Genomic DNA, 25808 nt, shown 5'->3' on the forward strand with positions numbered 1-25808 from the left:
TCGCCACGGAAAGGGACACTGCCGCAGTCGCACAGTACGGCGCGGGCACTGACATAGGTTCTGGCTCGGGGGGCGCGCGATGACGACCGTCACCCGCCAGGAGGTCCGCGAGGCCGTCGAGTCGCTGGCCGACCGCCGCGGCTACGTCAAGGCCCGCCACGTCGCGGCCGAGCTCGGCCACAACGAGCACTTCCACAAGTCCATCGGCCAGCGCCTCGGCCAGCTGGCCGACGAGGACGACCCGCTCGTCGAGCGCTGGTCGAGCAGCGACGTCTCCAACGGGGCGACCTGGCGGATCTGCGCCGACGCCGACGGCGGACCGGAGATCCGAGCCGACGGCGGGCGTCCGCCCGAGCCGGACATCCTCGACGTGGTCGAGGCGCCCGAGGGCCACGAGTGCAAGCTATGGGGTCGCGGCGACGAGCCCGAGCCCTGCGACAACGACGCCGACTACCTGTTCGTCTACGACGGCTCCGTCGCCGACGACCGGATGCTCCGGGCGAACACCTTCGCGTGCGACGGGTGTTTCACCCCGCCCGAGGGGCTCGAACCCGAAGTCGCGACCGACGGCGGGCACACGGTCATCGACGCGCTGGCATTCATCGACCCCGACGACGGTGCGGCCATCGAGTACGAGGGAGCGTTTAAGCTCACGCGTGACGGCGGGTCGGCCGAAGTGGTCGTCCCGACTGATCCAGACGCACTCGGCGCGACCATCCACCTGGAGACAGCCCACAACCTCACCGAGCGCGAGGGTGACATCGGCGTCGCCATCGCCGACGGTGGCATCGAGTCGTCGGGCATCATCGACGCCATCGACATCATCGAGGGCGACCTGATCGTCCGCATCGACGACGCCGCCCGCGCCGGCCCCGAAGACGTGGATATCGACCCGTCGGACATCCGAACCGACGGCGGCGCCAAACCCTGCGAGGTCTGTGGCACCGCGGTCGACGACCTGCGCGACCTAAGCCCCGGCGACGACGACCGCCTCGTCTGCGAGGGCTGCAGCGTCGACGTGGACGAGCACACCCTGCGAACGCTCCGGGAGGGCATCGCGAGCACGGTCGCCGCCGACGACGACCACGAGCGCCACTTCGGGGAGTTCCGCTTCCGCGCTTGCGACGACTGGAGCGACGCGCCCGGCTCGCACGTCGTCATCGACGCCGCGGGCGGCGACTACCCCAACTGGATGATCGTCCCGGTCGGGCTGGCCGACCTCTATCTCAACGAGCTGGAGGGGCGCCTCGACGAGGACGGTCGGGAGCCGGTCGTGCTCTCCGACGGCTCGGGCCACACCTGTGACGCCTGCGGCGCGGGCTTCGAGACGCTCACCCAGCTCCGCCTGCACGAGAAGGACGACTGCCGGGCGCGGGCGACCTTCCAGGAGATCGACCCCGGCGCCGACGATGCCGGTCTGCAGGCCGCCGGTGGCCTGCTGACCTGCCGGAACTGCGGCGGTGAGAACCCCGACGCCGACTTCGAGGAGACGCCGAGCTTCGCCGACGGCGACTACCACCTCATCGTCGAGTTCGCCTGCCGGCACTGCGGGTTCGCCAACGAGAACCGCGCCGTCATGGAGGGTGTCGACCGCGAGGACCTGTCGAACCTGCCGCCACACCTCCAGCCGGCCGCCGCTCAGGGAGGTGACGCCTGATGCCCACCTGCAGCCGGTGCGGCAAGCAGATCCTCCGCGGTCGCCTGTGCTCGACCCACCAGCTCGAAGCCGGGTCGGCCGCGACCGCCAACGAGTACGAGCTGTTCGACTGCCCGACCTGCGACGGGACGACCAGCGGCGAGGGCACCCGCTGCTACAAGTGCCGGGGGTCGGACCGATGAGCGCCGAGACGTTCGGCCAGCAGTTCGCGCTGGCCGCGATGGACCTCGACGACGCTTCGATCGGCCGCGAAGACGGCCGGCTGGTCGTCACCCGCGAGCTGACCGACGAGACGGTCAGCACCGAGGACATCATCGACCTCGCCGACGAGCACGGCCTCGACACCGTCGACGTGACCGCCGACGTGGCCGCCGGCGAAGTGTGCGTCTGGGTCGGTGTGGGCGAGGAGGGCGAGGCATGATCGCGGGCACGCTCGCCCGCCTCGACGAGCCGGCCGACGAGCCGCTGGACTCCACGTTCGGCGACGGCGGCTTCCCCGCCCTCGAAGTGTCGACCACCCAGGACAGCTTCGACGACCGCCCCGTCCAGGCCGGCACCGTCGCCGGGCACGTCCGCGAACCCACGCGGGACGTGTTCATCAGCGAAGACCAGTCCGGCGACAAGCGCATCGTCACCGAGCGCGACGAGCGCCGGGAGACCATCGCGACCGACTGGGTCGCCGACGTGACCGGCACCGGGCTGGTCGTCGCCGAGTCCGTCCAGGGGTCGAGCCCCTTTGCCTTCCCGCTGGACCTGTTCGCCGCCCGCACCGACCGCCAGCCCGAGCGGCTGGTCGTCGATGTCGAGGCGCTGCACATGGCGTGGAACGACGCCGGGACGCTCGGCAACGTCTGGATGCGCGGCGCCGACGGCGGCGACGGCGCGAGCATCGACTACCACCAGCAGGCCAGCGCCGACGAGCCGGCGACGATCGGCTTCGGCTTCTCGCGGCCGTGGAACGGCACCGTCATGCAGGGCGTCGTCTACGAGAGCGGCTACGTCGCCGTCTACAACGAGGACCGGCCGACCGCGTTCGTCCGGTTCCTGGAGGAGGAGCTGCTCGACTACGCCGCGCCCGAGGACGACGACGGCCAGCAGGCCACCCTCGGCGAGGCCGCCGACGAGCCCGAGTGCGACCGGTGTGGTCGCGAGACCGACTCCGTCGACGACACGGGCTACTGTGTCGTCTGCCGGGACAAGCGCGACGAGGACGGCGAAGACGACGGCGAGGCGTACGCGAACCTCGACACGGTGACCGAGGCCGACGGAGGTGAGGCCGATGGCGAGTGACGGTTCGAAGACGCTCGTCTTCGCCGACGAGTACGTCGCCCCGATCCTCAGCGGCGAGAAGACGGCGACGGTCCGCTACAACGACGGCGGCGCGATCGAGGTCGGCGATACCGTCCCGGCGGTGATGGAGTCTGGGACGCAGTTCGCCACGCTGGAGATCACGCGGACGGCCACCGTCCTCGCTGTCGAGGCGATGGAGGTGCTCGAACTGTTCGCCGCGAACTACCCGACCGAGACGGTCAAGGGGCTCATCAACGGCGTCGACCAGCACTACGACGACCCGATCGGTCCGGAGACGCTGGTTCGCGTCATCATCTTCGAGGAGGTCGACGATGCCTAACGGCGGCGTCTCCGACGAGTTCATCCAGGCGCTGCACGACTACCACGAGGGTCGCACGACGCCGACCGGCGGCGACGTGGAGTTGTTCCGTGACTGGCTCGGCCAGGACCCGCCCCACGCAGCGGCGGACCACGACGACGAGATCGCGCTCGCGCCGGCCCTGCTGGGGCAGCTGCTCGTCTGTCCGATGGCCGCGATCCCGACGGACCGACAGCCCAGCGTCGCCGACGCCGACGACGAGTGGTTCCTCGTCGACAAGCGGGCGCTGGTCGGCCCGGAGGACTGGCGATGACGGGTGACATCGAGCGGATCGATACGGACGACGCGCTCGCCAGCTACCTCTACCGCGTCGACGACCGGAACGGGTACTTCTACAGCACCGTCCGAGAGGTCACGGCCAAGCTCGACATCGAGCTGGTCGGCGTCGCCGTCCGGTACCGTGGCGACCAGTTCAAGAGCGCGGAGTCGCTGGACCAGTTCCGCGAGAACGTGTCGCGGCTGGCGATCGAGGCGTACTGGTTCGACGACCCGATCCCGACCGACGGGAGAATCGCGGAGTTCCTGTACCGTGCCGACTGGAGTGACGACGCCCACCTCTACGCCGCCACTCGCCAAGAGCGAGAGGTAACGCGCCACGAACTCGTCGGTGTCGTGACCCGTCCGCCGCGCGAGACGGTCGAGACGACGAGCTGGGGGCGTGAGGACTTCGAGGAGAACGTCGCCGACGTGGCCGATGAAGTCGTCTGGTTCGAGACCGACGACGCGACCGACCCCGTCGAGTCGGTGCTCGACGAGCTGGACCGGCTCGACAACAGCCACGACCCGACGGTCGCGATCTTCGACGGCCACGAGGACCGGGCGGTCGTTGCGAAGGTCGGCGACGGCTATCACATGCTGTCGAGCGCACTCCTCTACGCCCGCGAGGTGACCGTCGAGGACATCCGCGTCGCGTGGGACCGCCACGGCGAACCGCGGACGATCCCGTTGTCGACGCAGTCCGACCGGTTCGACGCCGCCGACTTTCGGGAGGTGGCCGACCTTGAGTAGAGCCACCGCGGCCGACACCGGGACCCCCCCAGTAACCGAGCACGCGGCCGACCGCTGGGACGCCCGGACCGACCCGGCGAGCGTCGCGCCCGAGACGGCGTGGCGCCACGCCCAGCGCGTTCGCGCCGCCGAGCGCCCCACCGGGACCGACGAGGTCCGCTTCCACGCCCCCAGCGGCGCGCTGTTACTCCGCTGTGGCACCAGCATCGTGACCGTCCTCGACGCGACCGACGACGACCCCCGTCGGGACGTGCAGCAAGCCGTCGCGCCGCTTCTGGAGCGTGACCGAGCATGAGCGAGACACAGACGACGACCGACGAAGCGACCGGGAGCCGCTCGGGCGGCTGGGACGAAGACACCGTCGCAGCCGCCGAGCGCCTGATCGAGAAGTACCCCGACGACGACCCGCTCGTCACGCTGTGCGAGTCGATCGTTCAGTCGAACGACAGCGAGGAGGCCAGATCATGAAGGTCGTCCTTGTCGAGACGGCTGGGGTCGCTCTTGACCCCCGACCGGAGCTCGACGAGGTCCTCGCGCGTGGCGGCATCGTCGGCGTCGACGACCCGCTCGTCGATGAGTTCGTCGACGGTGTCGAGGAGATCCTGGGCTTCGAGGTCCATCGAGAACCGACACCCCTCGCAGAAGTCGCGGTGTCGGGGGACGAGCTCCCCGCAGCGGGGGCACGGAACGGGCGCGACCTCGCCCCCCTCGTCGTCGGCCTCGACCTCGACGCCCTGGACCTGGGCGTAGGCGCGCTCGTTGGACTCGTCGCCGAACCGGGCGAGGTAGCGGGCGGTGTGCTCGGAGCCGCGTTCGCGACCCTGCCGGTCCTCGATGCGGGGCGTCTTCAGGCCCCGCTTGATGAGCCAGCGCGTGTTGGACTTCCGGAGATTCGTCGGCGTCACGTCCTTCGAGACGCCGGCGCGCTCGGCGGCGGCCTTGAAGTACCCGAGCCAGGTGTTGTAGCTGGGTCGGTCCGGGTCGGAGAGCTTCGCCCAGAGGTAGTCGGTCGTGTCGCCGGTCGGGTGCTCGCTGACCCAGTCCTGCAGCCACGGGACGGCCCAGATGAGGTGGACGGTCCGCTCTCCCTCCTTGCCGTCGACGTGGATGCCGGTGGAGTGGTCGCCGTCGAAGATGTCCCCGACGCGGAGGTCGTAGAGTTCGCCGCCGCGGAGCCCGGCCTCGAACTGGACGGCGATGAGTGCCTTGTCCCGGTCGTTGTGGCAGGCGTCGATCATCGCCTCCACGTCGGGCTGGGTGAGGAGATCGCGCTCGCTGGGCGTCGGGTCGAAGTTGTTGCTCGTCCCGGTCGGGATCCAGGCCAGCGTCTCGGGCGGCTCGTCGGTCTTGAGCCGGTAGCGACCCCACGAACGCAGGGCGGTTCGGTAGTCCTGGTTCGTGTGCTCGTTGTCGTACTCGCCGTGGATCCAGCGGACGATCGCGTCGGCGGCCGCCCGGTAGTCCAGCGTCAGGCCGAGGAGGCCGTGCTCGTCGAGGAGCGTCTCGACATCGTCCTCGTCGGTGACGCCGGCGGCATCGGCCTCGTCGTTCTCCTCAAAGTCGCCGACGGTCGGCGGCTGGGCGAGCTGGGCCATCCGGGAGGTGTGCCGGAGCAGCTTGAGGTGCCGATGGGCGCCGATCTGCGACGGCAGGAGCCGGATGTTGTCGCTCATCTGGAGGAGGTGCTCCCGGTCGGGCTCGAACTGGACGTAGCGCTCGCCGCTTTCGAGGCGGTCGCGGAGTGTGTCGACCTCGTCGCGGGGGTCGCTGTCAGCCATGTCCTTCCCAATTACCTGTGGATTGTTAAGGGTCAGGGTGAAATCCGGCCCTTGGCTTTCTGTCGTGTGTCCGTCCGTGAGTGGTGACACTGTTTCCGGCGTGGATGATGCGGTATCGACACAACAGGCGGCACGGACGCTGACGAACGGCGCCGTGCGTGGGACGCGATCGTCGAGACGAACGCGGCACTGATCGAGGACTTACGTCACGATTGACCCCTGCTCGTCACGGCCCGCTGTCACGCCGTCGGTTCTTCCCGTTTCGGGGTGTCGACCGGCAGCTCGCGAGCGACGGCGTCGGGCGGTACATCGAACAGTTCGGGGTGGAGTAGCCCGGCGAGATGTTCGAGTGTGTCGACGAGTCTGGGGCCGGGGCGGTTGACGAAGTGGTGGCCGTCCATCGCGTAGACGCGGTCGGACTCGACGGCCGCCAGCTCCGCGAACCCCGGGCGGTCGGTCAGGTCGTCGACGCTGTCGAGCGTCTGGTTGAGCCCGAACCCGCAGGGCGCGGCCACGGCGATGTCGGGGTCGGCCTCGCGGACGCTGTCCCACTCGCGCGGGGTCGAGCGGTCGCCGGCGTCGGCCATCGGATAGGTTGCGCCGGCCGCGTCGACCAGTTCGGGCATCCAGTGACCGGCGACCATGACGGGGTCGAGCCAATCGAAGACGGCGACGCTGGGCCGCTCCTCGGTGGGGATCCCCTCGGTGCGCTCGCGGACGGCCGCGACCCGCTCCCGGAGATCCGCGACCAGTTCGGCGGCTCGGTCCTCGCGGTCGAACACCTCGCCGAAGCGCTCGATGTCGGCGTAGAGGTCGCCGAGCCCGTGAACGTCAGTCGTGAGCACCTCGGCGTCGATGCCCGCGTCAGCGATGGCCTCCTCGACGAGTAGCGTGTCGACGGCGCACACGTCGCAGACGCCCTGGGTGACGACCACGTCGGGGTCGGCCGCGGCGAGGGCGTCGAGGTCGATCTCGTAGACGCCGCCGTGTTCGCGTTCGGCCTGGGCGACCTGTTCGTTGATCGCGGCGCTGGACTGGTCGGGGTCGACCCGCGAGCGGTCCAGCGTCGGGAGGTCCGCGGCCTCCGGCGGCCAGTCGCACTCGTGGGAGACGCCGACGGGCTCGACCCCGAGGGCGTAACAGATCTCCGTGGCCGACGGCAGGAGGGAAGCGACGCGCATAGCGGAGCGTGGGTGCGGTCGGACGTAAAACCACGGTGGCGGCGGGGGCGGTCGGACCGGGTGGGGCGACCGTGTGTCGCTCTCCCAGCGAAGGGAAAGGTATAGCAACGTCGCTGTCCGACGTACGCGCATGACTGCCGGGACAGGCGAGCGACGCGAGCGAGAGCGGGGGTTCGACCACGCGGAGATCGAACCCCGGTGGCAGCGCACGTGGGACGAGGAGGGTGTGTTCCGCATCCCCGACGACGCCGAGGACCCCGAGTACGTCCTCGCGATGTTCCCCTACACGTCGGGCGACCTGCACATGGGCCACGTCCGCAACTACACCATCACGGACGCCTACGCCCGATTCGAGCGGATGCGCGGCGAGCACGTCCTGCACCCGATGGGCTGGGACTCGTTCGGTCTCCCGGCCGAGAACGCCGCCAACGAACGGGACACCAACCCCCGCGACTACACGATGGAGTGCATCGACTCGATGAAGACCCAGCTGAAGGCCATGGGCTTCGGCTACGACTGGGAGCGGGAGGTCACCACCTGCGAGCCCGACTACTACCGCTGGAACCAGTGGCTGTTCAAGCGGTTTCGCGATGCGGGCCTCGTCGAGCGGCAGGGCTCCGAACTCAACTGGTGTCCCTCCTGCGAGACCGTCCTCGCCGACGAGCAGGTCGAGGAGGGCGCCGACGCCGCCGAGATCTGCTGGCGCTGTGACACCCCCATCGAGCACCGGGAGATGGACCAGTGGTTCTTCACCATCACCGACTACGCCGAGGAACTGCTGGATTCGATAGACGACCTGGAGGCGTGGCCCAACAGCGTCCGGGAGCGCCAGCGCAACTGGATCGGTCGCCAGGAGGGCGACAGCGTCGAGTTCGACCTCTCTACCGGCGACACCGTGGAGATCTTCACCACCCGGCTGGACACCATCCACGGCGCGACCTTCTTCGCCGTGTCGCCGGGTCACGAGGTCGCCCAGCGACTCGCCGAGGCGGACGACGACGTGGCCGAGTACGTCGAGCGGGTCGAACACGCCGACGAGGACGAGATCGACGAGACCTCCGGCGTCTTCACCGGCGAGTACGCCACGAACCCGGCGACGGGCGAGGAGATCCCGGTCTACGTCGCCGACTACGTCCTCGAAGACGTGGGCACCGGCGCGCTGTACGCCGTCCCCGCCCACGACGAGCGCGACCACGCCTTCGCCGAGGAACACGACATCCCGGTCGAGCAGGTCGTCGAGCCGAAACCGGACGCCGACGTCGACCCCGAGGACGTGGACGTGCAGGAGGCGGCCTACCCCGAGGACGGGCTCCTCGTGAACAGCGGCGAGTACGACGGGCTGACCAGCGAGGAGGCCAGAGAGAAATTCGTCGACGTCTTCGACGGCGAGCACCGCGTCGAGTACCGTCTGCGCGACTGGGGCATCTCCCGCCAGCGCTACTGGGGGACCCCGATCCCGATGATCCGCTGCGAGGACTGTGGCCACGTCGAGGTCCCGGACGAGGACCTGCCGGTCGAACTGCCGGAGTTCGTCCACACTACCGGCAATCCGCTGGACGCCGCCGAGGAGTGGAAGTCCGTCGAATGTCCCGACTGCGGCGGTCCCGCCGAGCGCGAGACGGACACGATGGACACCTTCGTCGACTCCTCGTGGTACTTCCTGCGCTACACGTCGCCGGACGCCGAGGAGGTGCCGTTCGACGGCGACCGCGCCAGCGACTGGATGCCGGTCGACCGCTACGTCGGCGGCGACGAACACGCCGTCATGCACCTGCTGTACTCGCGGTTTTTCACCAAGGTGACCGACGACCTGGAGTTGCTCGACGGCGTCCGGGAACCGTTCGCCGACCTCACCACGCAGGGGATGGTGCTGGGCGAGAACGGCAACAAGATGTCCAAATCGAAGGGCAACGGCGTCTCCCCCCAGCGGATCATCGACGAGTACGGCGCCGACACGGCCCGACTGTTCATCATGGAGGCCGCCCAGCCCGAGAAGGAGTTCGCCTGGAACCCCGAGAGCGTCCGGTCGTCCTACCAGTTCCTGCAGAGCGTCTACGGGCTGGCCGGGGAAGTGGTCGAGGGCGACGGCGGTATCGGCGCCGGCGACGCCGCCGACGCGGCGAGCGCGGTCGACGACGACCCCGACGCGGCCTACGTCGACCGCGAGATCGCGGCGACGGCCGCCAACGCTACCGCGGAGTTCGAGGACTTCCGGTTCAACCACGCGCTGCAGGCCGTCCGCGACCTCGTCTCGCTGTTGCGCCGCTACCACGAGCGACCGGACGCCGACCCCGCCGTCGTCGAGCGCGGCGTGCGCACGGTCGTCAAACTGCTCGGGCCGGTCGCGCCCCACGTCGCCGAGGAGGTCTGGGAGCGGCTCGGTGGTGAGGGTCTGCTCGCCGAGGCCGAGTGGCCCGACGCCGACCTGCCCGCCGACTACGACGTGGCCAGTCGCCTCGTCGAGGACACCCGCGAGGACGTGCGCGACATCGTCGACACCGTCGGCATCGAGGACCCCGAGACGATCACGCTGGCGGTCGCCCCCGAGTGGAAGGCGCGCGCCCACGAACTCGCCCGCGAGTCCGACGCCGACAACCTCATCGGCGACCTGATGGGTCACGACGAGATCCGCGAGCGGGGCGACGCCGCCGCCGACTTCGCCCAGGATCTGCAGGCCGAGCGCGAGGCCCTCTCGGACGTGCTCGCGCCCGACGAGGAGCGGGCCGCGCTGGAGCGGGCCGCGTGGCTGATCGAGGAGGAGTTCGGCGCCGACGTGGTCGTCCGGTCGGCCGAGGAGGCCGGCGGCGACCTGGCGGGCAAGGCCTCGCCCGGTCGGCCGGCGATCGACATCGAGTGAGCGGCGAGCGGGGCTGACGGCCCGCGAACTGCGCTGGGTCGCTCTACTAGAACAACTCCGATCCGGCGCCGACTCAGACGTCCTCGACCAGGTCGAGCGAGTCGGCGGCGTCGTCGGTCAGCCGGACCGTCTCGTCGTACTCGACGAGGCCGGCGTCTCCGAGCTTCGGCAGGTGGACGTGGTGGAGCGCGATGCGGGCGTCCTCGCGTGTGAGGTCGTCGTTCCACTCGGCGAGCGCGCCGGCGAGCGGGTCGAGGGCGGGCGGCGTCTCCCGCTGGGCGAGGTGCGAGAGGACGAACCGGCGGTTCGAGTCCGAGAGGACGGCGAACAGTTCGTCCGTCTCGGCGGTCGAGGTGGCGTCGGGGGCCGGTTCGAGTGCCTCGTGGTGGTTTCGTCCCATCTGTATCGATCCATACCCCCGTACGGTATTCAGTGGCGTGGCTAAATGGTTAGTGTCAACCGTCCGCCGTCTCGTCGCCGAAGCGAGCGGCGAGCAGTTTCCGCTCGGCGACCCGGAGGTGCTTGTGGAACGTCGGCGCGGAGACGCCGAGCGACTCGGCGACCTCCTCGCCGGTGGACTCGCGAGGCCACTGGAAGAAGCCGGCGTAGTAGGCGGTCTCGACGGCCGTTCGCTGGCGGTCGGTCAGGTCGGCGTCGAACGACGGCGCCGAGGAGACGGAGTCGGTCCCGGAGCGCGGCCGGTCGCGCTGGGCGCGGACCTCGATCCCGTCGAACGCCTCCCGGAGCGCCTCGACGACGGCGCGCACGTCCGCCGAGACCGGGAGCTCGGCCACCACCTCGCACTGCCCGTCGGCCGCCGAGGCCGACCGGACGGCGCCGCCGTGGCTCGCGACGACGCCGAACGCGCTCCCGGCGTCGAGCGTCGCCTCCAGCAGCGACTCCCCGTCGGGACCGACGCTGACGACGCGGGCCGACTCGACGCCGTCGAACTCGTCGACGAACCCGAGCACCTCGTCCGGGTCGGCCTCCGCGACGGTCAGGTAGTAGCGGAAGGTCTCGTCGGCCTGGACGGTCGCCCCCTCGAAGTCCACCTCGCAGTCCAGCGCGGCCGACAGCGCCGCGAAGAAGTGCCGGTCGTCGTCGACCGCCAGCCGCAGCTCCGTCACGCGCTCGGCCACGAGCGCCTGCCGGGTCGTCACCGCGTTGATGGCGTGGCCGATCGTCCCCCCGAGTTCGGCGAGCACGTCCTGTTCGGTGCCGTCGAAGGCGCCCGGTTCGTCCGCGTAGACGGTCAACACGCCGTAGATCGTCCCGTCGTACACCAGCGGGACGCTGGCCGCCGAGCGGATGCGGTGGGCGGCCGCGGCCGCGCGCACCCCTTCGAAGGCCGGGTCCGTGTCCACGTCGTGGGTGACCTGGACCGACCGCGAGCGGATCGCCCGGCCGGCGGGGCCGGTGCCGTTCGGCTCGGCCGACCGCGTGACGGTGATCGCGTCGAGGTAGTCGGCCACGTCGCCGCCGTGGGCCCGCGGGGTCACCTCGTCGCTGCTGGCGTTGACGTCGCCGATCCAGGCCGAGCGGTACGGGTCGGCGGCCGCCAGCGCCTCGCAGACCGCCTCGTCGATCTCCCGGCGAGTGGTCGCCTGCACCAGCGCCTGGTCGATCCCCCGGATGACGGCGTTGATGCTGTCGAGGCGTTCGAGCTGTTCGTTCTGCTCGCGCAGCCGGCGCTCGCGGGCCTTCTGGTGGGAGATGTCCTCGACGACGACCACGACCCGGTCGCCGCCGTCGCCGTCCGTCAGCGGCGCCGCGCTGACCCGCACCCAGACGCGCTCGCCGTCGGTCCGCTCGACGCGCTGTTCGACCTCGGTCACCGGTCGCCCCGAGTCGCGAGCGATCTGGAACACCCGCTCGTCGGGCGGGACCGGCTCGCCGTCGGCGTCCAGCAGCCGCCAGGCGTCGGTCTCCCGGGAGTCGCCGATCACGTCTGCCGGGTCGGCGCCCAGGATCTCGCCCGCGCGGTCGTTCATCCGCTCGATGACGCCCTCGTCGGAGAGGACGATCAGCCCCGTCGGGACCGTCCGCAGGAGCTGCTCGGTCAGGTCCCGCTCGCGGCGGCGCTCGATGCGCTCGGCGTGGCGGTCGGACACGTCGCGGACGATGGCGGTCAACAGCCACGTCTCGTCGTCGCGGTGGGCGCGCAGGGAGAGTTCGATCGGGACGAGCCGGCCGTCCCGGTGGCGGCCGACGGTCTCGATGCCCTCCCACTCCGACGGCGGCGCCGGCGCCGACTGCAGCGCCTCGAAGGCCGCCCGGATGCGCGGGCGCTGGTCCTCGGGCACGAACGCCGTCACCGACCGCCCGATCAGCGTCTCGGGGTCGTACCCGAACGTCTCCTCGATGGCCGGGTTGGCGAAGACGATCCCGCCCGTCTCGTCGACGGTCACGATCGCGTCAGACGCGCTCTCGACCAGCGTCCGGAAGAACGACTCGCTCGCCACGACCGACGGGTCGTAGGCGCAGTCGCCCCCGGACCGCGCGCGTCCCCCCTCTGTCCGTGTCATTTCTCGCCCGCTACTGGTCGCCCCGCGCGTAAATATGTCAGGTTATTAATCGGTATGCGAGCGTGACGGAGACGCACGTATCCGGCCAGTGTGCGGGACGTATCGGGGGCGAGCGCGACGGGCGGCCGTGCCGGTTGCGGCGCGGTCAGACGGACGGAGCGAGCGAAGCGGTCAGGCGGACGACGCGGTGGAGGCGGAGGCGTCCCGAGCCGGTTCGTCGGCGGCGTCGGGGGCTTCGGCGTCGGCCGCGGCTTCGTCGTCACCGGTCACCTGCGAGCGCTGGGGAGCGATGACCGTCTCGCCGCCGTAGAGGCGGTGGCCCACGTCGACGGTGAGGTCGTCGGGGCCGTACTCGGGCGGGAACACCATGTCGAAGCGGCTGCCGAAGGAGATGTGGCCGATGCGCTGGCCGCGGGCGACGCTCTGGCCGGGGTCGACGTAGGAGTAGGTCCGGCGGGCGAACGTGCCGGCGATCTGTTCGAGGGTGTAGTCCTCGAACTCGAAGCGCAACCGCTCGTTCTCCTCGGCGTCTTTCGTGAACGCGAGCTTGTTCGCGCCCGGAATGTGCTCGACGTTCTGGACGGTGCCGTCCATCGCCGCGCGGTTGACGTGTACGTCCCAGCCGCTCATGTAGATGCCCAGCCGGAGACGGTCGCCCTCCTCGCGGACGACGGTCACCTTGCCGTCGGCGGGGGCGACGACGCCCTGGGGCGGCACGACCCGCGCGGGGTCGCGGTGGAAGTATATCACGCCGACCGCGGCGACGACGCAGACGCCGCTCGCGACCCGCGAGAAGGGGAAGACGACGGCCGCGGCGACCACCGCGAGGAGGGCGTATCTCAGGCTGCCGTTCGCGACGCTCATTGCCGGTAGTCCGATCCGTTCCGGTGATAAACCTTCTGAACGGGCCGGCCCCGGTCAGTCCTCGATCGAGACGACGCCCGTCTCGACCAGGTCGGCGAGCACGTTCCGGGCGTGACCCTCGGGGTCGACGCCGGTGTAGGTCGCCTGGACAGAGCCGTCGACGACGACGAACGTCGTCCGACTCGCGACGCCCCGCGAGCGTTCCACGTCGAAGGCGTCGACGACCTCGCCGTCGGGGTCGGCCAGCAGGTCGAACTCGATCCCGTACTCGTCGGCGAAGTCGGCGTGGGAGTCGACGCCGTCGACGGAGACGCCGTAGACGGTCACGCCCGCGTCGCGATACGTCCCCAGTTCCGTCTGAAACTGCTCGGCCTCGGTCGTACAGCCGGGCGTGTCGTCTTTCGGGTAGAAGTAGACGACCGAGACGCCCGCCCAGTCGGGTTCGACCGTCTCGCCGTCCTGGTTCGGAGCCGCCACCTCGGGCGCCGGGTCGCCGGGTTCGAGTGCCATACCAGCCGGTGGGGCGGCCGGCGAAAGCCGTTTGCGGTTCCGACAGCCGACGGTTCAGTTGACCGGGATGTCGGTGCCGCCGTCGTCGGTCGTGGTCTGCTTCGGCAGCGTGACCGTCAGCACGCCGTTCTCGTAGGTGGCGCTCGCCTCGGTCTCGACGACCGGTTCGGGTAGGCCCACCTGCCGGGTGATCGACTGGCCGTGCCGTTCGCGCGTGACGTAGCGGTCGGCCTCCTCAACGGTCTCGGTCTCGCGGCTGGCCGACAGCGTGAGCGTCGTCGAGTCTGTCAACTGCACGTCGATGTCCTCGCGCGCGTAGCCGGGGAGGTCTGCGACGGCGACGAACTCGTCGCCGGTGTCGGCCACGTCGACCGCCAGGTCGCCCGACGGTTCGAGCCCGCCGGTCATCACGTCGATCAGTTCCTCGATGTCGCCGAACGGATCGGTGGATCCTGTCATTACCGGAGGATACAGGCCCGACTCCCTTAAGCCGCGCGGCGCGAGCGCGGTGGTCGAGGCGGGAACGACGAGCGCGCCGTCGCCGTCAGTCCAGCACCGTCTCGCTGTCGTAGGAGCCCAGCCGGCGGACCCACCCCTCCTCGGCGATGGCCTCGATCTCCGCCAGCGCGTCCTGGGTCCGCTCCTCGTAGAGGCCCGCCTCGACGTCGATGTGGAAGACGTAGTCGCCCAGCCGCTCGCCGCTGGGCCGCGATTCGACGCGCGTGAGGTTGATGTCCCGGTCGGCGAACGGCTCCAGAAGTTCGAGCAACAGCCCGGGGTAGTCGACGTTCGGGTAGACGATGAAGGAGGTCTTCGAGCCGGCCTCGCTCCGCTCGCTCGCGGGCGCGACGACGAGGAACCGGGTGGCGTTCGACGACTGGTCCTGTACGTCCTCGGCGACGACCTGCAGATCCGCGCCCTCTGCGTTCTGGGGGTGGCCGATGGCTGCGACGGCGGAGTCCTCCCGGGCGCGCTCGACGCCCGCGGCGGTCGAGGTCATCGATTCGAGGGTGGCGCTCGGGTAGTTCTCGTCGAGGTACTCGCGACACTGCGCGAGCGCCTGCGGGTGGCTCGCCACCACGTCGAACTCGGGGCCCTGCGCGATGAGCGCGTGGCGGATGGGCGTGATGAGTTCGCGGACCGCGGCCACGTCGAACTCGGCGAAGGCGTCGAGCGACTCGGTGACCGGCCCCTCGGTGCTGTTCTCGACGGGGACGACCCCGCGCTCGTACTCGCCGCTCGCGACCGCCTCGACGATGGCCGTCTTCGAGTCCGTGAAGACCACCTCGTCGGCCACCGCCTTCGCCGCCCGGTGGGAGTACGTGCCCGCCGGACCGAGCGTGAGTGCTTCCATTACCCCCCGATTCGCCGGTCGCCGTGAAAAGCCTCGTGGTCGCTAGCAGCAGTTTCCGTCGCTGGGTCGGGCGCGAAGGGTTCTGAGAACGGTTCGGCCGCTTCGAGAGTCGCTACCGCAAACAGCGTGAAAGCCCCGACGCCGACTCAGTCCTCTGCAGATTCGACGCGACCGGCGTACTTTTCCAGTTCCCCCGCGAGTTCGCGGGCCTGGGCGGCCGACAGCTCGACGTGGTCGGCGTGGGGGGTCACCTCCTCCAGGTCCGTGTTGTCCATCTCGACCTGGAGTTCGACGTGTTCGGGGTCGTCGCGGCTGTCCGTGGTGACGTTCAGCACCGAGAGCGCCTCCGTCTCGAAGCCGTGGCTCTCGACGCGGCCGTCGAGGAGGTCGAATGTCGTGTAGGCGTTGACCTTGAGGATGCGGTCGACCATACCCACGGTCGGCAGCCCAGCTACTTAAACGGCCGTCGAACGGGAGAAGACGCCGGGCGCGTCGAAGCGGGTGCCGACGGCGGCGTCGAGTCGTCGGCGGTCAGTCGCCGGCGATCAGTCGTCGGCGGGCGCGAGCGGCTCGCCGTCGCGGTTGGTCGGCGCGGGCGAGTCGCCCATCTCGTCCTCGTCGGCGTAGGGGTACCACGTCATCTTCGTGTTGTGCATGTACGGGTCCTCGTAGGAGGTCTCCTCGGCCTCCGCGAGGTCCTGCAGCGTGTCCTCGTCGCGCTCGGCGACGAAGTCGCGGAACGTCTGCCCGTCCTCGCGTTCTTCCTCGAAGGTGGCGAGCAGGTTCTCGACGTAGCCCGGCACCTCGTCGGCCGGGACGCGCATCTCGACCCAGTCGGCGAACTGCGGTTCCTCGCCGAGCCCGCCGCCGAGGCCGATGTCGAGCGCCTCGACCGGCTCGCCGTCCTTGCGGGTCTTCATCCCGCGCAGGGAGATGTCGGCGATCTGCGGCTGGGCGCACGACGCCGTGCAGCCCGAGAGGTGGATGTGGAAGTCCTCGACGCCCTCGGGGAGTTCGACGTTGTCCTTCAGCCAGCGAGCGTAGCGGACCTGGCGGTTCTTCGTCTCGACGATGGAGAGCGAACAGAACTCCGTGCCCGTGCAGGCGATGGAGCCGCGCATGAACGGGTGGGGGTCCGGCGAATAGGTCTCCAGCAGCGGCTCGTCGAGGAACTCGTCGAGTCGGTCGCTCTCGACGTCCGTGACGATGACGTTCTGGCGCTGGGTGAGGCGGACCTCGCCGGAGCCGTACTCGTCGGCGAGTTCGGCGAGTTCGTACACGTCGTCGACGCCCATCCGACCGACGAGGACGTCGAGGCCGACGTAGTAGTTCCCGTCGGGCTGCTCGTGGACGCCCACGTGGTCGCCGTGTTCCTCGCCGCCAGCGTTGTACGTGTAGCTCTCGCGCATGTTCTCGCCCGCCGTCTTCATCTCGAAGTCGACGAACTCCTCCTGGAGGACCTCGCGCATCTTCTCGGGGCCCCACTCGTCCATGAGGAACTTGATGCGGGCGTTGAAGCGGTCCTCGCGGTCGCCGTACTCGCGGAACAGCGCGGACATGCCGGCGCCGATGTCGGCGGCCTGCTCCGGCGGCACCCACACGTCGATCGAGCGGGAGAACCGCGGCTCCTTGCGGGAGAGCCCGCCGCCGACGCGGATGTTGAAGCCGAGCTGCTCCTCGCCGTCGACCTCCTTCGTGGCCGGTTCGTACGCGAGGTCGTTGATGTCGCCCTGGCCACAGCCCTGGTCACAGCCCGTCACTGCGACCTTCCACTTGCGCGGGAGGTTCGAGAAGTCGTCGTTGCCCTTGAAGGTCTCGTGGAGCTCCTCGGCGACCGGCCAGGCGTCGATGTGCTCGTGTTTGTCCTTGCCGGCGACGGGGCAGCCGACGATGTTTCGCCACGAGTCACCGCAGGCCTGCTGGGTCCCCAGCCCGTTGGCCTCTAGCTTCTCGAAGATCTCCGGCACGTCCTCGATCTTGATCCAGTGGAGCTGGATCGACTGGCGGGTCGTCCAGTCGCAGTAGGCGCCGCCGAACTCCGGGTTGTCGACCGGGCCGCGGGCGTACTCGTCGGCGATCTCCGCGACGACCTCGAGCTGGTCGGGCTTCAGGACGCCGTTGGGCGTCCCGATGCGCATCATGAAGTAGGACTCCTGGCCCTTCCGCTGGTGGTACAGCCCCCACCACTTGAACCGCTCGAACCAGGCGTCGTGCTCGTCCTCCGGGATGGCGTCCCAGCCCTCCTCGGCGAACTCCATCAGGTGTTCGCGTATCTCGTTGCCGTAGATCTCGCTCTTCCAGTTCTCGACTTTCGTCGGCATTCTTGTACAGTCCCACGACCTCCGCACTTAAACACGCGCGCATCTCGACAAGAGCCCCCACCTCTCCTAAGAACCGGGGTTTGTTGCCTACTCTTGGGGCCTGGCGAGGCGGTGTCGTCTGTCCGGGACGTGGACGCTCGTAACGTCGACGGCGGAGAATTCGCCGGTCTCGGGGTCGATGACGCGGCCGACGGTGATCCAGTCGGTGACGGCTTCGGTCCCGCAGGTGATACAGCGGCCGGCGACCCTCGCCTGGATGTCGGGGTGTTCGACGCCCACCTCGGCGAACCCCTCGACGAGGAAGTCCGCGGTCTCGCAGTCACAGACCTCGTGGCGGGCGAGTGGCCAGAGGTCGCTGACGTTGATCCGCCGCTCGTCGTTGACGCTGATCCAGGCACCGTCGTCGAGCTGGTGAACGTCGGTCGTCACTGCTCGCCCGTACGTCCCGAGCGACCCAGAGGCTGTCGGCCCGCACAACACTCGCCGCGGGCTGGGACGCCCGGCCGCGCCGCGGCGGACCGCCTCGACACCGGGACGGCCCGTCGACGCGGTCGGCCCGAACGGGCGCGTCCGAGATAGGTGAAGGGATTGCCGGTACGCCGAAGCCCGGGTAGCACTTACGGGAGCGCTATCGGTTAAGGGAGTACGGGGTATAGGGAGGTGTACGACGAACCGATGACCCAGACGACAGACACCCACGACGACGAAGCGCCCGAGCCGGACACCAGCCACCTCGACGACGTCGACGACGGCTGTGGCTGTGCCGAGGTCTGGGAGCACCTCTCCGAGGAGCGCGCCGAGGCGTCCGACTGACGCGTCGGAGGTCCGACTCCCGGCGCCCGTGGCCGAGCGCGCGCGTGCACCGCCCGTACCAACAGACGAGAGCCTTTTGAGACACCGTTCCGAAGGAGGGTATGAATGAGCCACGAGGGGCCAGGAGAGCCGCCCACCGACCGCGAGTCACCGGTCGGTGCGCCGGTCATCCGCGGCGACCCGAGCGTCACCGGACAGCGACCGGAGGAGGCCGTCGAGTTCGACCCCGACGACCCCGAGAGCCTCGAGACCGCCGCCGAGACCGTCCGACAGTTCGCCGGCGACGCCGCCGGCGAGGCCGACACCGTCTTCATGCTCCGCGGGGCCGCCGCCTGCGCCGCGCTGGTCCGCGGGGAAGGCTCGTACAAGGCAGCCGCCGAGCGCGCCGGCGGCGAGGCCACCGTCGCGTTCATCCGCAAGTGGTCCCGCGTCCACGACCTGCCCCGCTCGATCCGCAAGCACGTCGCGATGGGCGAGATCGCCCCCACCGCCGCCAAGCACATCGCTCGCGTCGCCGGCGCCGCCCGCCTCCAGCTCGCGTGGGCCGTCCTCGACCACGACATGACCGTCCGCCAGGTCCGCTCGGTCGCCAGCGACGTCAACGACGGCGTCTCCGTCGAGGACGCCCTCGCCATCGAGGGGATCACCCTCGGGGAACTCACCATGGAGCTCCCGCCCGAGATCTACCGGGAACTCCGCAGACGCGCCGCCCTGGAGGACGTCGAGCCCGACGAGATCGTCGCGACGGCGCTCGAACGACGCTTCGACCGGGGCTGATCGTAAGTACTTAACCGAAAACTCCCGGAGGGGATAACGCGGGCCGGTAGCTCAGTCAGGCAGAGCGTCTGGCTTTTAACCAGATGGTCGGGGGTTCAACTCCCTCCCGGCCCGTACAGCGAGACCGTGAGCGGAGCGAGCGGTCGAGCGAACCGGCAGGAAGGAGTCGAACTAGACCAGGCGCGCGCAGCGCAGTTCTCGTGAGCGAAGCGAACGAGAACACTCCCGGGAGCACGTCTGGGCGTGGTTCAACTCCCTCCCGGCCCGTTTTCCGACACGCCACGACGGCCGGTGAGCGGCGAGCACCGCGAACCAAGAGACTTACCACGGAGAGTCGCGAGGGGTGGTGTATGAACGCCACGAACGACACCTCGGACCGACTGGAGCCGGTCGGCATCGCCGTCGGCGTCCTGCTCGTGCTCGTCGCGGTCGGGACGCTCGTCGGCGCCCCCTGGACGACGAAAGGCAGCGTGGCCGCCTCGGCTCTGCAGGTGGTCGGTGCCGTCGCGACCGCGGCCATCGGCGCCCTCCTCGTCTGGATCAGCCGCACCGACTGACTCCGCCTCCGTTCTCGCTCGTCTCCACACGTCCGACAGCACCGGCGCTGTCCCGTCGAACGCCTCGCAAAAACGCATCGTCTCGAACGCGGCCGCGCCGTGGACAGTCAGTTCCGGGCGGTCAGCCCCGGACGGGCAGGTACGCGATGGCGACCAGGAGGATCGCAGCGAGGAGGCTGAGTTGCGCGACGCCCCACAGGCCGTTCATCCGGTCGTTGTAGGAGCTGATCTCGTTTTCCTGCGCCCGGTAGTCACCGTAGCGCTCGCCCGTCTCCATGAAGTACACCGACGAGTTGTCCGGGAAGTGCGCGAAGTACTGCGTGTCCGCGACGGTGAAGTTCGAGCCCTCGGAGAAGCCGACGGTGACGGTGTTCTGGCCGGGCCGCGTGAGCTCGACGCTGGTGTTGGTCACGGCGTCGACGGTCGTCTCGTTGCCCTGGTAGGTCAGCGTCTCGCCCTCGGCGATGGTGTGGCGCTCGACGGGCGGGAAGTAGTCGTCGAGGGGGACGTTCGTCTCGTTGGCGCGGTAGGTGACCTTCCGCGTGCCGTTCTGCGTGACGATCTCGTCGTACAGCGCCGGGTCGGCGGCGACCATCGCCTCGAGGTCGCGCTGCTCGACGAACGTCGCCTCCGTCGGGTCGGTCACGTTCTCGGTCTGCACGTCGAGCAGGTACGGCCCGCCCCAGACGACCGTCGCCGCGTCGCCCGTGACGCTCGTGACCGTCGCCTCGTTGCCCCGGTAGGTGACCGTGTCGCCGACGGCGTAGCTCTCGTTGACCGACGCGTCGCTGGCGAGCGCGAGCGTGAACGAGCCCGCGCTCTCGTTGACGCTGACCTCGTACTCGCTGCCGTTGTACTGGACGGTCGACCCGGCCTGGAAGACCTGCTCCATCCGGGCCGACTGGTCCGACCAGCGCACGTCGGTCACCGGGACCTCGCTGCCGTTGTCGAGCGTCGTCGAGACGACGGCCGACTCGTTGACCCACGCGAGCTCGCCGCTACCGGCGTCGGCCTGGGCGACCTCCCACGTCCGGTCGCCGAACTCCACCGTGTCCCCCGCGGAGTACGCGGTGTCGCCTTCCAGTGAGATCGTCGGTTCCTCCGTCGTCTGGATGAGGCCGTACGCCCCGGCCCCGATGACGAGGAAGAACACGAAATAAATCGCCGCGGCTCGTCGTTGCATACCCGGGTGGTCGGGCGTCCCCGCGTATAATGATTACCAATTCCGCCCATACGGCGGTGTCTGTCCTCCCCTCGGACCGACCGACCCGGCCGTCACGCGAACCGGTTCGGGGATGGACCCCCCGTCGCTGAACCCGGCTCGGCGGCCGACCGACCAAAACCCCCTTCTCGGTCCACACGGTACCGACCCACACAGATGGTCCCCGACTCCGACCTCCCCCGCCGACAGTTCCTCCGGGCGGCCGTCGCGCTGGGCGGCGCGAGCGCGCTCGCGGCCTGCCAGGAGCGGACCGACGGCGACGGCGACGCCGTCCCCGCGGGCGACCCCGAGGCCAAGCCCGCGCGCCAGCACGCCTGGCGCGACCACGTCCCCCACGACGACAGCGGCAACTCCCTGCTCCCCGAGCATCAGGTCCTCCTGTACGTCGACTTCGACGGCGACGGCCCGCCGGAGGCGGACGCTCGCTCGACGCTCGCCGCGGCGCTGTCGACGCTCGACCGGGCCTACGAGTGGAGCGCCGACGGCCTGCTCCACACCGTCGCCTACTCCCCCGCCTACTTCGACCGCTTCGACGCCGCTCTCCCCTCGTCGGTCGACCTCCCGCCGCCCCGCGCGCTCTCGGACTTCGAGGACCCGACGTTCGACACCCAGGACGCCGTCGTCCACCTCGCGAGCGACCGCGCGGACGTGGTCCTCGAAGCCGACGAGGCGCTGACCGGCGACCGCGAGTCGGCCAACGGCGAACCCGTCGACGCGCGCCTGACCGACATCGCGGCGGTCGACTCGCGGCGCACCGGGTTCGTCGGCGCCGGCCTCCCCGCCGAGCATCAGGACGCCGCCGGCATCCCCGACTCGAACCCCGTCCCCGAGGAGTCGCCGCTGTTCATGGGTTTCAAAGCCGGATTCGTCGGAAACCAGGCCACCGAGGACTACGTCACCATCGACGAGGGCCCCTTCGCCGGCGGGACAACGAAGGTGATCGCGAACCTCCGCCAGCGCCTCGACGACTGGTACGGCGAGCAGGACTACCCCGAGCGCGTCGCCGAGCTGTTCAGCCCCGCCCACGCCGAGAACGACCTCGTCGAGGGCGTCGGCGCGAACCTCGGCGACGACAGCGGGATCGACCGGTTCCTCGACGATATCGAGGAGCAAGCGCGCGCCACCGGTCGCGTCGGCCACGCCCAGAAGGCGGCCCGCGCCAACCGCGACGACGAGGGGAACGTCCGCCTGCTGCGGCGCCACTTCGAGTCGACCGACGACATCGGCTCCGACCAGGCCGTCGCGAGCCTCCACTTCCCGTCGCTCCAGCGCCGCGTCTCGACGTTCGAAGCCGTGCGAGAAGCGATGAACGGCGCCGACATCACGGCCGCCACGCCCGCCGTCCGCCAGCGCGTCAACAACGGCATCCTCGAATACATCTTCGTCCGCCGCCGCGGCAACTTCCTCGTCCCGCCGCGGCGTCATCGGGCGCTGCCGACGCCCCGGCCCGAGGGGTAGCGCCTCGACGGAACGGACCGAAGGCTCGGGCGGACGGCCGCGGCCGTCGCGGACGGGCCGGACCGGACGAGAGACTCGAACGGCTCACACCGCAGCGACGGCGACCAGGCCGACGTAGACGTTGGTCACCACGACGGCGGTCCCGAGGCCGATGACGCCGAGGAACCAGGCGCGCCAGCCGGGAACGCGTTCGACGACCGACCGGCACTCCAGCAGGACGACGCCGGCGTACAGCGCGACGGCGGCCTTGAGCGCGACCATCAACAGCGGGTGATGCACCAGCAACAGTCGGATCCACGGGTTGGCCTCCAGCGACGGACCGGCGAACGTCGCCGCGACCAGCGTCGACACGGCGTCGCCGAAGCCCCAGATAAGCACCAGCGACAACACCAGTTCGACGTAGCCGGGCATCTCCAGACGTATCTCCGAGAGGTCCAGCGCCTCGCCGATCGTCTCTGCCTCTGACATCGAATCCGGAGCGGCGGGCCGCTCCACTCCCACGTCGCGACTACCCGCCGATAAATCCTCGCGACGGAGTATCACCGCTGATATTCAGGATCGATGACGTGAGCGCCGGCCGGGTCGCGTCGGGGGGTCCGACGGCGGGGCCGTGTCGAGCGGTCCGCCGGCGGGCCGCGTCAGTCGGCCGGGACGGCGCAGCTCTCCGAATACTCCACCTCGTCGACGGAGTCGATGGGGTCGTCGCCGCAGACCGGACATTCGGGGTTCGGGCGGACGGCGACCTCCTCGAAGGTCATGTCGGCGGCGTCGTAGACGACCATCCGGCCGTCCAGCGACTCGCCCACACCGACGAACTGTTTGACCGTCTCGGTGGCCTGGATGGCGCCGACGGTCCCCGGGAGGACGCCGAGCACGCCCGTCGTCGCGCAGTCGGGGACGGCGCCCTCCGGCGGCGCCTCGGGGAACAGACAGCGGTAACACGGCCCATCGCCGGTGAAGGCGGTCACCTGCCCCTCGAAGCGGTAGATGGCCCCGTGGACGAAGGGGACGCCGGCGAGCGTGCAGTAGTCGTTGATCAGGAATCGCGTGGGGAAGTTGTCCGAGGCGTCGACGACGAAGTCGTAGCCCGCCACGAGGTCCGCGACCGTCTCCGGCGAGACGGCGACGTCGTGGGGTTCGACGGTCACGTCGGGGTTCAGCTCGCGGACGAACTCCGCGGCGCTGTCGACTTTGGGGCGGCCCACGTCCGAGTCGCCGTGGACGACCTGCCGCTGGAGATTGGACCGCTCGACGGTGTCGTGGTCGGCGATCCCGATAGTCCCGACGCCGGCGGCGGCGAGGTACTGGAGGACGGGCGAGCCCAGTCCGCCGGCGCCGACGACGAGGACGGCGGCGTCGAGCAGGCTCGCCTGGCCCTCGGGGCCCACCTCGTCCATGATGATGTGCCGGGAGTACCGGTCGAGTTGCTCGGGGTCGAGATCCGGCCCTGCCATAGCCGCGAGTACCGGGCCGAGCGGGTTAAGCGGTCCGCTCCCGGCCCGACGGAAAGCTTACCAGCCCCGCGCGACACGACCGGGCATGGCGCCCTCCACGCCGCTCTTCCGCCCGTCCGCGTACTTCGACCGCTACGAACGCCCGTCGATAGCCGTCGCCGCCGCCGTCGTCGCCGTCCAGGCGCTCGGGACCGCCGTCGCGATGTGGCTGTTCCTCCAGCGGGTGGTCGCCCACGTCGACGCCCCGCCCGAGGAGAAGGCACGAGTCCAGGGTGCCGTGACTGGCGTGATCCTCGGAATCCCCGTCGCCATCTTCGTCGGGTGGCTGCTGCTCGCCGCCCTGCTGCACCTGTTCGTCTGGTTCGCCGGCGGCCAGCGGACGTTCGGGACGACCCTCGCGGTCACCGGCGAGGCCGAGATCGCCGGGGTCGTCATGCTGCCGGTCACCACCGTCGGACTGCTCAGTCTGCTCGGCCAGGCGCCGAGCGACCCCGCGGCGTTCGTCGAGTTCTTCGAGCGGGCGGCCTCGTTCAGTTCGCCCGTGCTGCTGGTCTCCAGCCTCGTCGGCACGCTCTGGAAGGCCGCTATCCAGGGCTACGGCCTCGCCGTCGCCCACGACCTCCCGGTCGAGAAGATGCTCGCGCTGACGTTCGGCGTCGGCGTCCTCGGATTCCTGGTGAATCTGGTCTGAGCGCCGCGCCGTCCGCCGCGCCCCCGTCGGGGCGACTTCGCCCCGGTCAGTCCCCGTCGACGACCCGGTCCATCTCGCGGTTGATGTCGGCGACCTGGTCGGTCTGGTCGTCGGCCTCGGCGGCGATATCGGCGGTCGACTCGGCGATCTCCTCGGCGGCGCCGGTCGCCTGGTCGACCATCGACGCCACCTCCTCCGTCGAAGCGGCCTGCTCGTCGGTGGCGGCCGCGACCTCCTGGATGCCGTCGTTGACCTCCTCGACGGCCCGATGGATGTCCTCCAGCACCTCCATGGCGTCCTCGACCATGTCGATCCCGTGTTCGATCCGCTCGTTCGACTCCTCGATCGTCTCGACGGCGTTCTCGGTGTCCGCCTGGATGCCCGCGACCATCTCCTCGATAGTGCCGGCCTGGGTCTGGGACTCCTCGGCGAGGCCCTTCACCTCGTCGGCGACGACGGCGAAGCCCTCCCCGGCCTCGCCGGCGCGGGCGGCCTCGATCGAGGCGTTGAGCGCGAGCATGTTCGTCTGGTCGGCGATGTCGTTGATCACCTCGACGATCTCGTCGATCTCCGTGACGCTGTCCTGGATCGTCAGCACGTCGTCGGCGACGCTCTCCGACGCGGTCTGGATGTGCTCCATCGCCGTCGAGATGTCCTCGGCCGAGTCCTGCCCCTCCCGAGCGAGGTCCCGCGCGTTCGTGCTCGCGGAGGACACCTCCTCCGAGGAGGAGGCGATCTCCTCGACCGCCGCGCTGAGGTTCGACACCTCGTCGGCGACCTGGGACATGCCCTCGTACTGTTCGGCGGCGCGCTCGCGGATCCCGTCGATCTCCTCGGCGATCTCGATAGAGGAGTCCTGCAACTCGGCCAGGGAGGTCTGGATCTCGCTGGCCGCCGCCGAGTCGTACCCCTGGTCGCGGTCGATCCCCTCGGCGATCTCCTCGTCGATGTCCTTGTCGATGTCCTCGTCGATCCCGCTCTCGGCCGCCAGATCCGCGGCCTCGTTACCGGTTCCTGCCATGGTATCGGAGCGGAGGAACAGTCGGGCAAAAACGTTCGGCCGCGGTTATCCCGTGTGATATTTCGGGTGACGGCCGTCGAACACCGAGGCC

30 protein-coding genes and 1 tRNA gene are annotated in these 25808 nt (G+C 70.0%); 16 read left to right on the forward strand and 15 right to left on the reverse strand.

The window, feature by feature from the left end:
• Positions 1 to 79: 79 nt before the first annotated feature.
• Genes HZS54_RS04870 through HZS54_RS04910 form a run of 9 tightly spaced genes read left to right on the forward strand, consistent with a single transcriptional unit; the run spans position 80 to position 4802 of the window.
• Positions 80 to 1657 (forward strand): DUF7123 family protein, encoded by a 1578-nt coding sequence (locus HZS54_RS04870; protein WP_179920821.1) that lies wholly within the window; start codon positions 80 to 82, stop codon positions 1655 to 1657.
• Positions 1657 to 1839, forward strand: coding sequence for a hypothetical protein (locus HZS54_RS04875; RefSeq protein ID WP_179920822.1), 183 nt, complete (start codon positions 1657 to 1659; stop codon positions 1837 to 1839). Before HZS54_RS04870 ends, HZS54_RS04875 begins: the two co-directional genes overlap by 1 nt.
• Positions 1836 to 2078: a hypothetical protein gene (locus tag HZS54_RS04880; RefSeq protein ID WP_179920823.1), complete on the forward strand. Its 243-nt coding sequence runs from the start codon at positions 1836 to 1838 to the stop codon at positions 2076 to 2078. The genes HZS54_RS04875 and HZS54_RS04880 overlap by 4 nt, the downstream gene beginning before the upstream one ends.
• A complete protein-coding gene (locus HZS54_RS04885; protein WP_179920824.1) occupies positions 2075 to 2947 on the forward strand; it encodes a hypothetical protein in 873 nt (290 codons plus the stop codon). Before HZS54_RS04880 ends, HZS54_RS04885 begins: the two co-directional genes overlap by 4 nt.
• The gene (locus HZS54_RS04890) at positions 2937 to 3287 is read left to right on the forward strand and encodes an ASCH domain-containing protein (RefSeq protein WP_179920825.1); all 351 of its coding nucleotides are present in this window, start codon (positions 2937 to 2939) and stop codon (positions 3285 to 3287) included. The genes HZS54_RS04885 and HZS54_RS04890 overlap by 11 nt, the downstream gene beginning before the upstream one ends.
• Positions 3280 to 3579, forward strand: coding sequence for a hypothetical protein (locus HZS54_RS04895; RefSeq protein ID WP_179920826.1), 300 nt, complete (start codon positions 3280 to 3282; stop codon positions 3577 to 3579). The genes HZS54_RS04890 and HZS54_RS04895 overlap by 8 nt, the downstream gene beginning before the upstream one ends.
• The gene (locus HZS54_RS04900) at positions 3576 to 4334 is read left to right on the forward strand and encodes a hypothetical protein (RefSeq protein WP_179920827.1); all 759 of its coding nucleotides are present in this window, start codon (positions 3576 to 3578) and stop codon (positions 4332 to 4334) included. Before HZS54_RS04895 ends, HZS54_RS04900 begins: the two co-directional genes overlap by 4 nt.
• Positions 4327 to 4629: a hypothetical protein gene (locus HZS54_RS04905; RefSeq protein ID WP_179920828.1), complete on the forward strand. Its 303-nt coding sequence runs from the start codon at positions 4327 to 4329 to the stop codon at positions 4627 to 4629. The genes HZS54_RS04900 and HZS54_RS04905 overlap by 8 nt, the downstream gene beginning before the upstream one ends.
• Positions 4626 to 4802 (forward strand): hypothetical protein, encoded by a 177-nt coding sequence (locus HZS54_RS04910; protein ID WP_179920829.1) that lies wholly within the window; start codon positions 4626 to 4628, stop codon positions 4800 to 4802. The genes HZS54_RS04905 and HZS54_RS04910 overlap by 4 nt, the downstream gene beginning before the upstream one ends.
• Here HZS54_RS04910 and HZS54_RS04915 read toward each other — a convergent pair.
• A complete protein-coding gene (locus tag HZS54_RS04915) occupies positions 4769 to 6112 on the reverse strand; it encodes a tyrosine-type recombinase/integrase (RefSeq protein WP_179920830.1) in 1344 nt (447 codons plus the stop codon). The two genes, HZS54_RS04910 and HZS54_RS04915, sit on opposite strands and share 34 nt — an antisense overlap.
• A gap of 239 nt (positions 6113 to 6351) precedes the next feature.
• A complete protein-coding gene (locus HZS54_RS04920) occupies positions 6352 to 7293 on the reverse strand; it encodes an ABC transporter substrate-binding protein (protein ID WP_179920831.1) in 942 nt (313 codons plus the stop codon).
• A 130-nt stretch (positions 7294 to 7423) separates the two neighbouring features.
• Between HZS54_RS04920 and leuS the strand changes: the two genes are divergently transcribed.
• Positions 7424 to 10150, forward strand: a complete 2727-nt coding sequence (gene leuS, locus HZS54_RS04925; protein WP_179920832.1) for a leucine--tRNA ligase — start codon at positions 7424 to 7426, stop codon at positions 10148 to 10150.
• A gap of 73 nt (positions 10151 to 10223) precedes the next feature.
• Here leuS and HZS54_RS04930 read toward each other — a convergent pair whose 3' ends face one another.
• The 9 genes from HZS54_RS04930 to HZS54_RS04970 form a co-directional block, all read right to left on the reverse strand.
• On the reverse strand, positions 10224 to 10550 hold the full coding sequence (locus HZS54_RS04930; protein WP_179920833.1) for a DUF7344 domain-containing protein: 327 nt from the start codon (positions 10548 to 10550) through the stop codon (positions 10224 to 10226).
• A 55-nt stretch (positions 10551 to 10605) separates the two neighbouring features.
• On the reverse strand, positions 10606 to 12675 hold the full coding sequence (locus HZS54_RS04935; protein ID WP_179920834.1) for a PAS domain S-box protein: 2070 nt from the start codon (positions 12673 to 12675) through the stop codon (positions 10606 to 10608).
• A 171-nt stretch (positions 12676 to 12846) separates the two neighbouring features.
• Positions 12847 to 13539, reverse strand: coding sequence for a protein sorting system archaetidylserine decarboxylase (locus HZS54_RS04940; protein WP_179920835.1), 693 nt, complete (start codon positions 13537 to 13539; stop codon positions 12847 to 12849).
• Between the two features lie 54 nt (positions 13540 to 13593).
• Positions 13594 to 14049, reverse strand: coding sequence for a peroxiredoxin (locus tag HZS54_RS04945; RefSeq protein WP_179920836.1), 456 nt, complete (start codon positions 14047 to 14049; stop codon positions 13594 to 13596).
• 54 nt (positions 14050 to 14103) lie between these two features.
• Entirely contained in the window at positions 14104 to 14508 is a 405-nt protein-coding gene (locus HZS54_RS04950; protein WP_179920837.1) for an Hsp20/alpha crystallin family protein, read from the reverse strand.
• An 85-nt stretch (positions 14509 to 14593) separates the two neighbouring features.
• Positions 14594 to 15403, reverse strand: coding sequence for a prephenate dehydratase (gene pheA, locus HZS54_RS04955; protein WP_179920838.1), 810 nt, complete (start codon positions 15401 to 15403; stop codon positions 14594 to 14596).
• Between the two features lie 146 nt (positions 15404 to 15549).
• Positions 15550 to 15834 carry a DUF6360 family protein gene (locus HZS54_RS04960; protein WP_179920839.1) on the reverse strand — a complete coding sequence of 95 codons (285 nt, stop codon included), beginning with the start codon at positions 15832 to 15834 and terminating at the stop codon, positions 15550 to 15552.
• A gap of 114 nt (positions 15835 to 15948) precedes the next feature.
• Positions 15949 to 17724: a nitrite/sulfite reductase gene (locus HZS54_RS04965; protein WP_179920840.1), complete on the reverse strand. Its 1776-nt coding sequence runs from the start codon at positions 17722 to 17724 to the stop codon at positions 15949 to 15951.
• Between the two features lie 87 nt (positions 17725 to 17811).
• Positions 17812 to 18153 carry a DUF8134 family protein gene (locus HZS54_RS04970; protein ID WP_179920841.1) on the reverse strand — a complete coding sequence of 114 codons (342 nt, stop codon included), beginning with the start codon at positions 18151 to 18153 and terminating at the stop codon, positions 17812 to 17814.
• A gap of 246 nt (positions 18154 to 18399) precedes the next feature.
• On the opposite strand from HZS54_RS04970, the gene HZS54_RS04975 reads away from it, so the two are divergent.
• The 4 genes from HZS54_RS04975 (at position 18400) to HZS54_RS04990 (ending at position 19871) form a co-directional block, all read left to right on the forward strand.
• A complete protein-coding gene (locus HZS54_RS04975) occupies positions 18400 to 18537 on the forward strand; it encodes a hypothetical protein (protein WP_179910616.1) in 138 nt (45 codons plus the stop codon).
• A 105-nt stretch (positions 18538 to 18642) separates the two neighbouring features.
• A complete protein-coding gene (locus HZS54_RS04980; RefSeq protein ID WP_179920842.1) occupies positions 18643 to 19314 on the forward strand; it encodes a DUF7119 family protein in 672 nt (223 codons plus the stop codon).
• 40 nt (positions 19315 to 19354) lie between these two features.
• Positions 19355 to 19428 (forward strand) — tRNA-Lys (locus HZS54_RS04985).
• Positions 19429 to 19664: 236 nt separating this feature from the next.
• Complete coding sequence (locus HZS54_RS04990; RefSeq protein WP_179920843.1) at positions 19665 to 19871, forward strand: DUF8123 family protein; 207 nt, start codon at positions 19665 to 19667, stop codon at positions 19869 to 19871.
• Positions 19872 to 19992: 121 nt separating this feature from the next.
• On the opposite strand, the gene HZS54_RS04995 is transcribed toward HZS54_RS04990, so the two are convergent.
• Positions 19993 to 21054: a hypothetical protein gene (locus HZS54_RS04995; protein WP_179920844.1), complete on the reverse strand. Its 1062-nt coding sequence runs from the start codon at positions 21052 to 21054 to the stop codon at positions 19993 to 19995.
• 195 nt (positions 21055 to 21249) lie between these two features.
• Between HZS54_RS04995 and HZS54_RS05000 the strand changes: the two genes are divergently transcribed.
• A complete protein-coding gene (locus HZS54_RS05000) occupies positions 21250 to 22551 on the forward strand; it encodes a DUF7405 family protein (protein WP_179920845.1) in 1302 nt (433 codons plus the stop codon).
• An 84-nt stretch (positions 22552 to 22635) separates the two neighbouring features.
• Here HZS54_RS05000 and HZS54_RS05005 read toward each other — a convergent pair whose 3' ends face one another.
• Both HZS54_RS05005 and ubaA read right to left on the reverse strand, forming a co-directional pair.
• Positions 22636 to 23019 carry a DUF5658 family protein gene (locus tag HZS54_RS05005; RefSeq protein WP_179920846.1) on the reverse strand — a complete coding sequence of 128 codons (384 nt, stop codon included), beginning with the start codon at positions 23017 to 23019 and terminating at the stop codon, positions 22636 to 22638.
• Positions 23020 to 23189: 170 nt separating this feature from the next.
• Positions 23190 to 24005: an SAMP-activating enzyme E1 gene (gene ubaA / locus HZS54_RS05010; protein WP_179920847.1), complete on the reverse strand. Its 816-nt coding sequence runs from the start codon at positions 24003 to 24005 to the stop codon at positions 23190 to 23192.
• An 85-nt stretch (positions 24006 to 24090) separates the two neighbouring features.
• Between ubaA and HZS54_RS05015 the strand changes: the two genes are divergently transcribed.
• Entirely contained in the window at positions 24091 to 24696 is a 606-nt protein-coding gene (locus HZS54_RS05015; protein WP_179920848.1) for a YIP1 family protein, read from the forward strand.
• A 46-nt stretch (positions 24697 to 24742) separates the two neighbouring features.
• Here HZS54_RS05015 and HZS54_RS05020 read toward each other — a convergent pair whose 3' ends face one another.
• Entirely contained in the window at positions 24743 to 25717 is a 975-nt protein-coding gene (locus HZS54_RS05020; RefSeq protein WP_179920849.1) for a methyl-accepting chemotaxis protein, read from the reverse strand.
• Between the last annotated feature and the right edge of the window lie 91 nt (positions 25718 to 25808).

This window comes from Halosimplex pelagicum, assembly GCF_013415905.1.
GTDB lineage: Archaea > Halobacteriota > Halobacteria > Halobacteriales > Haloarculaceae > Halosimplex > Halosimplex pelagicum.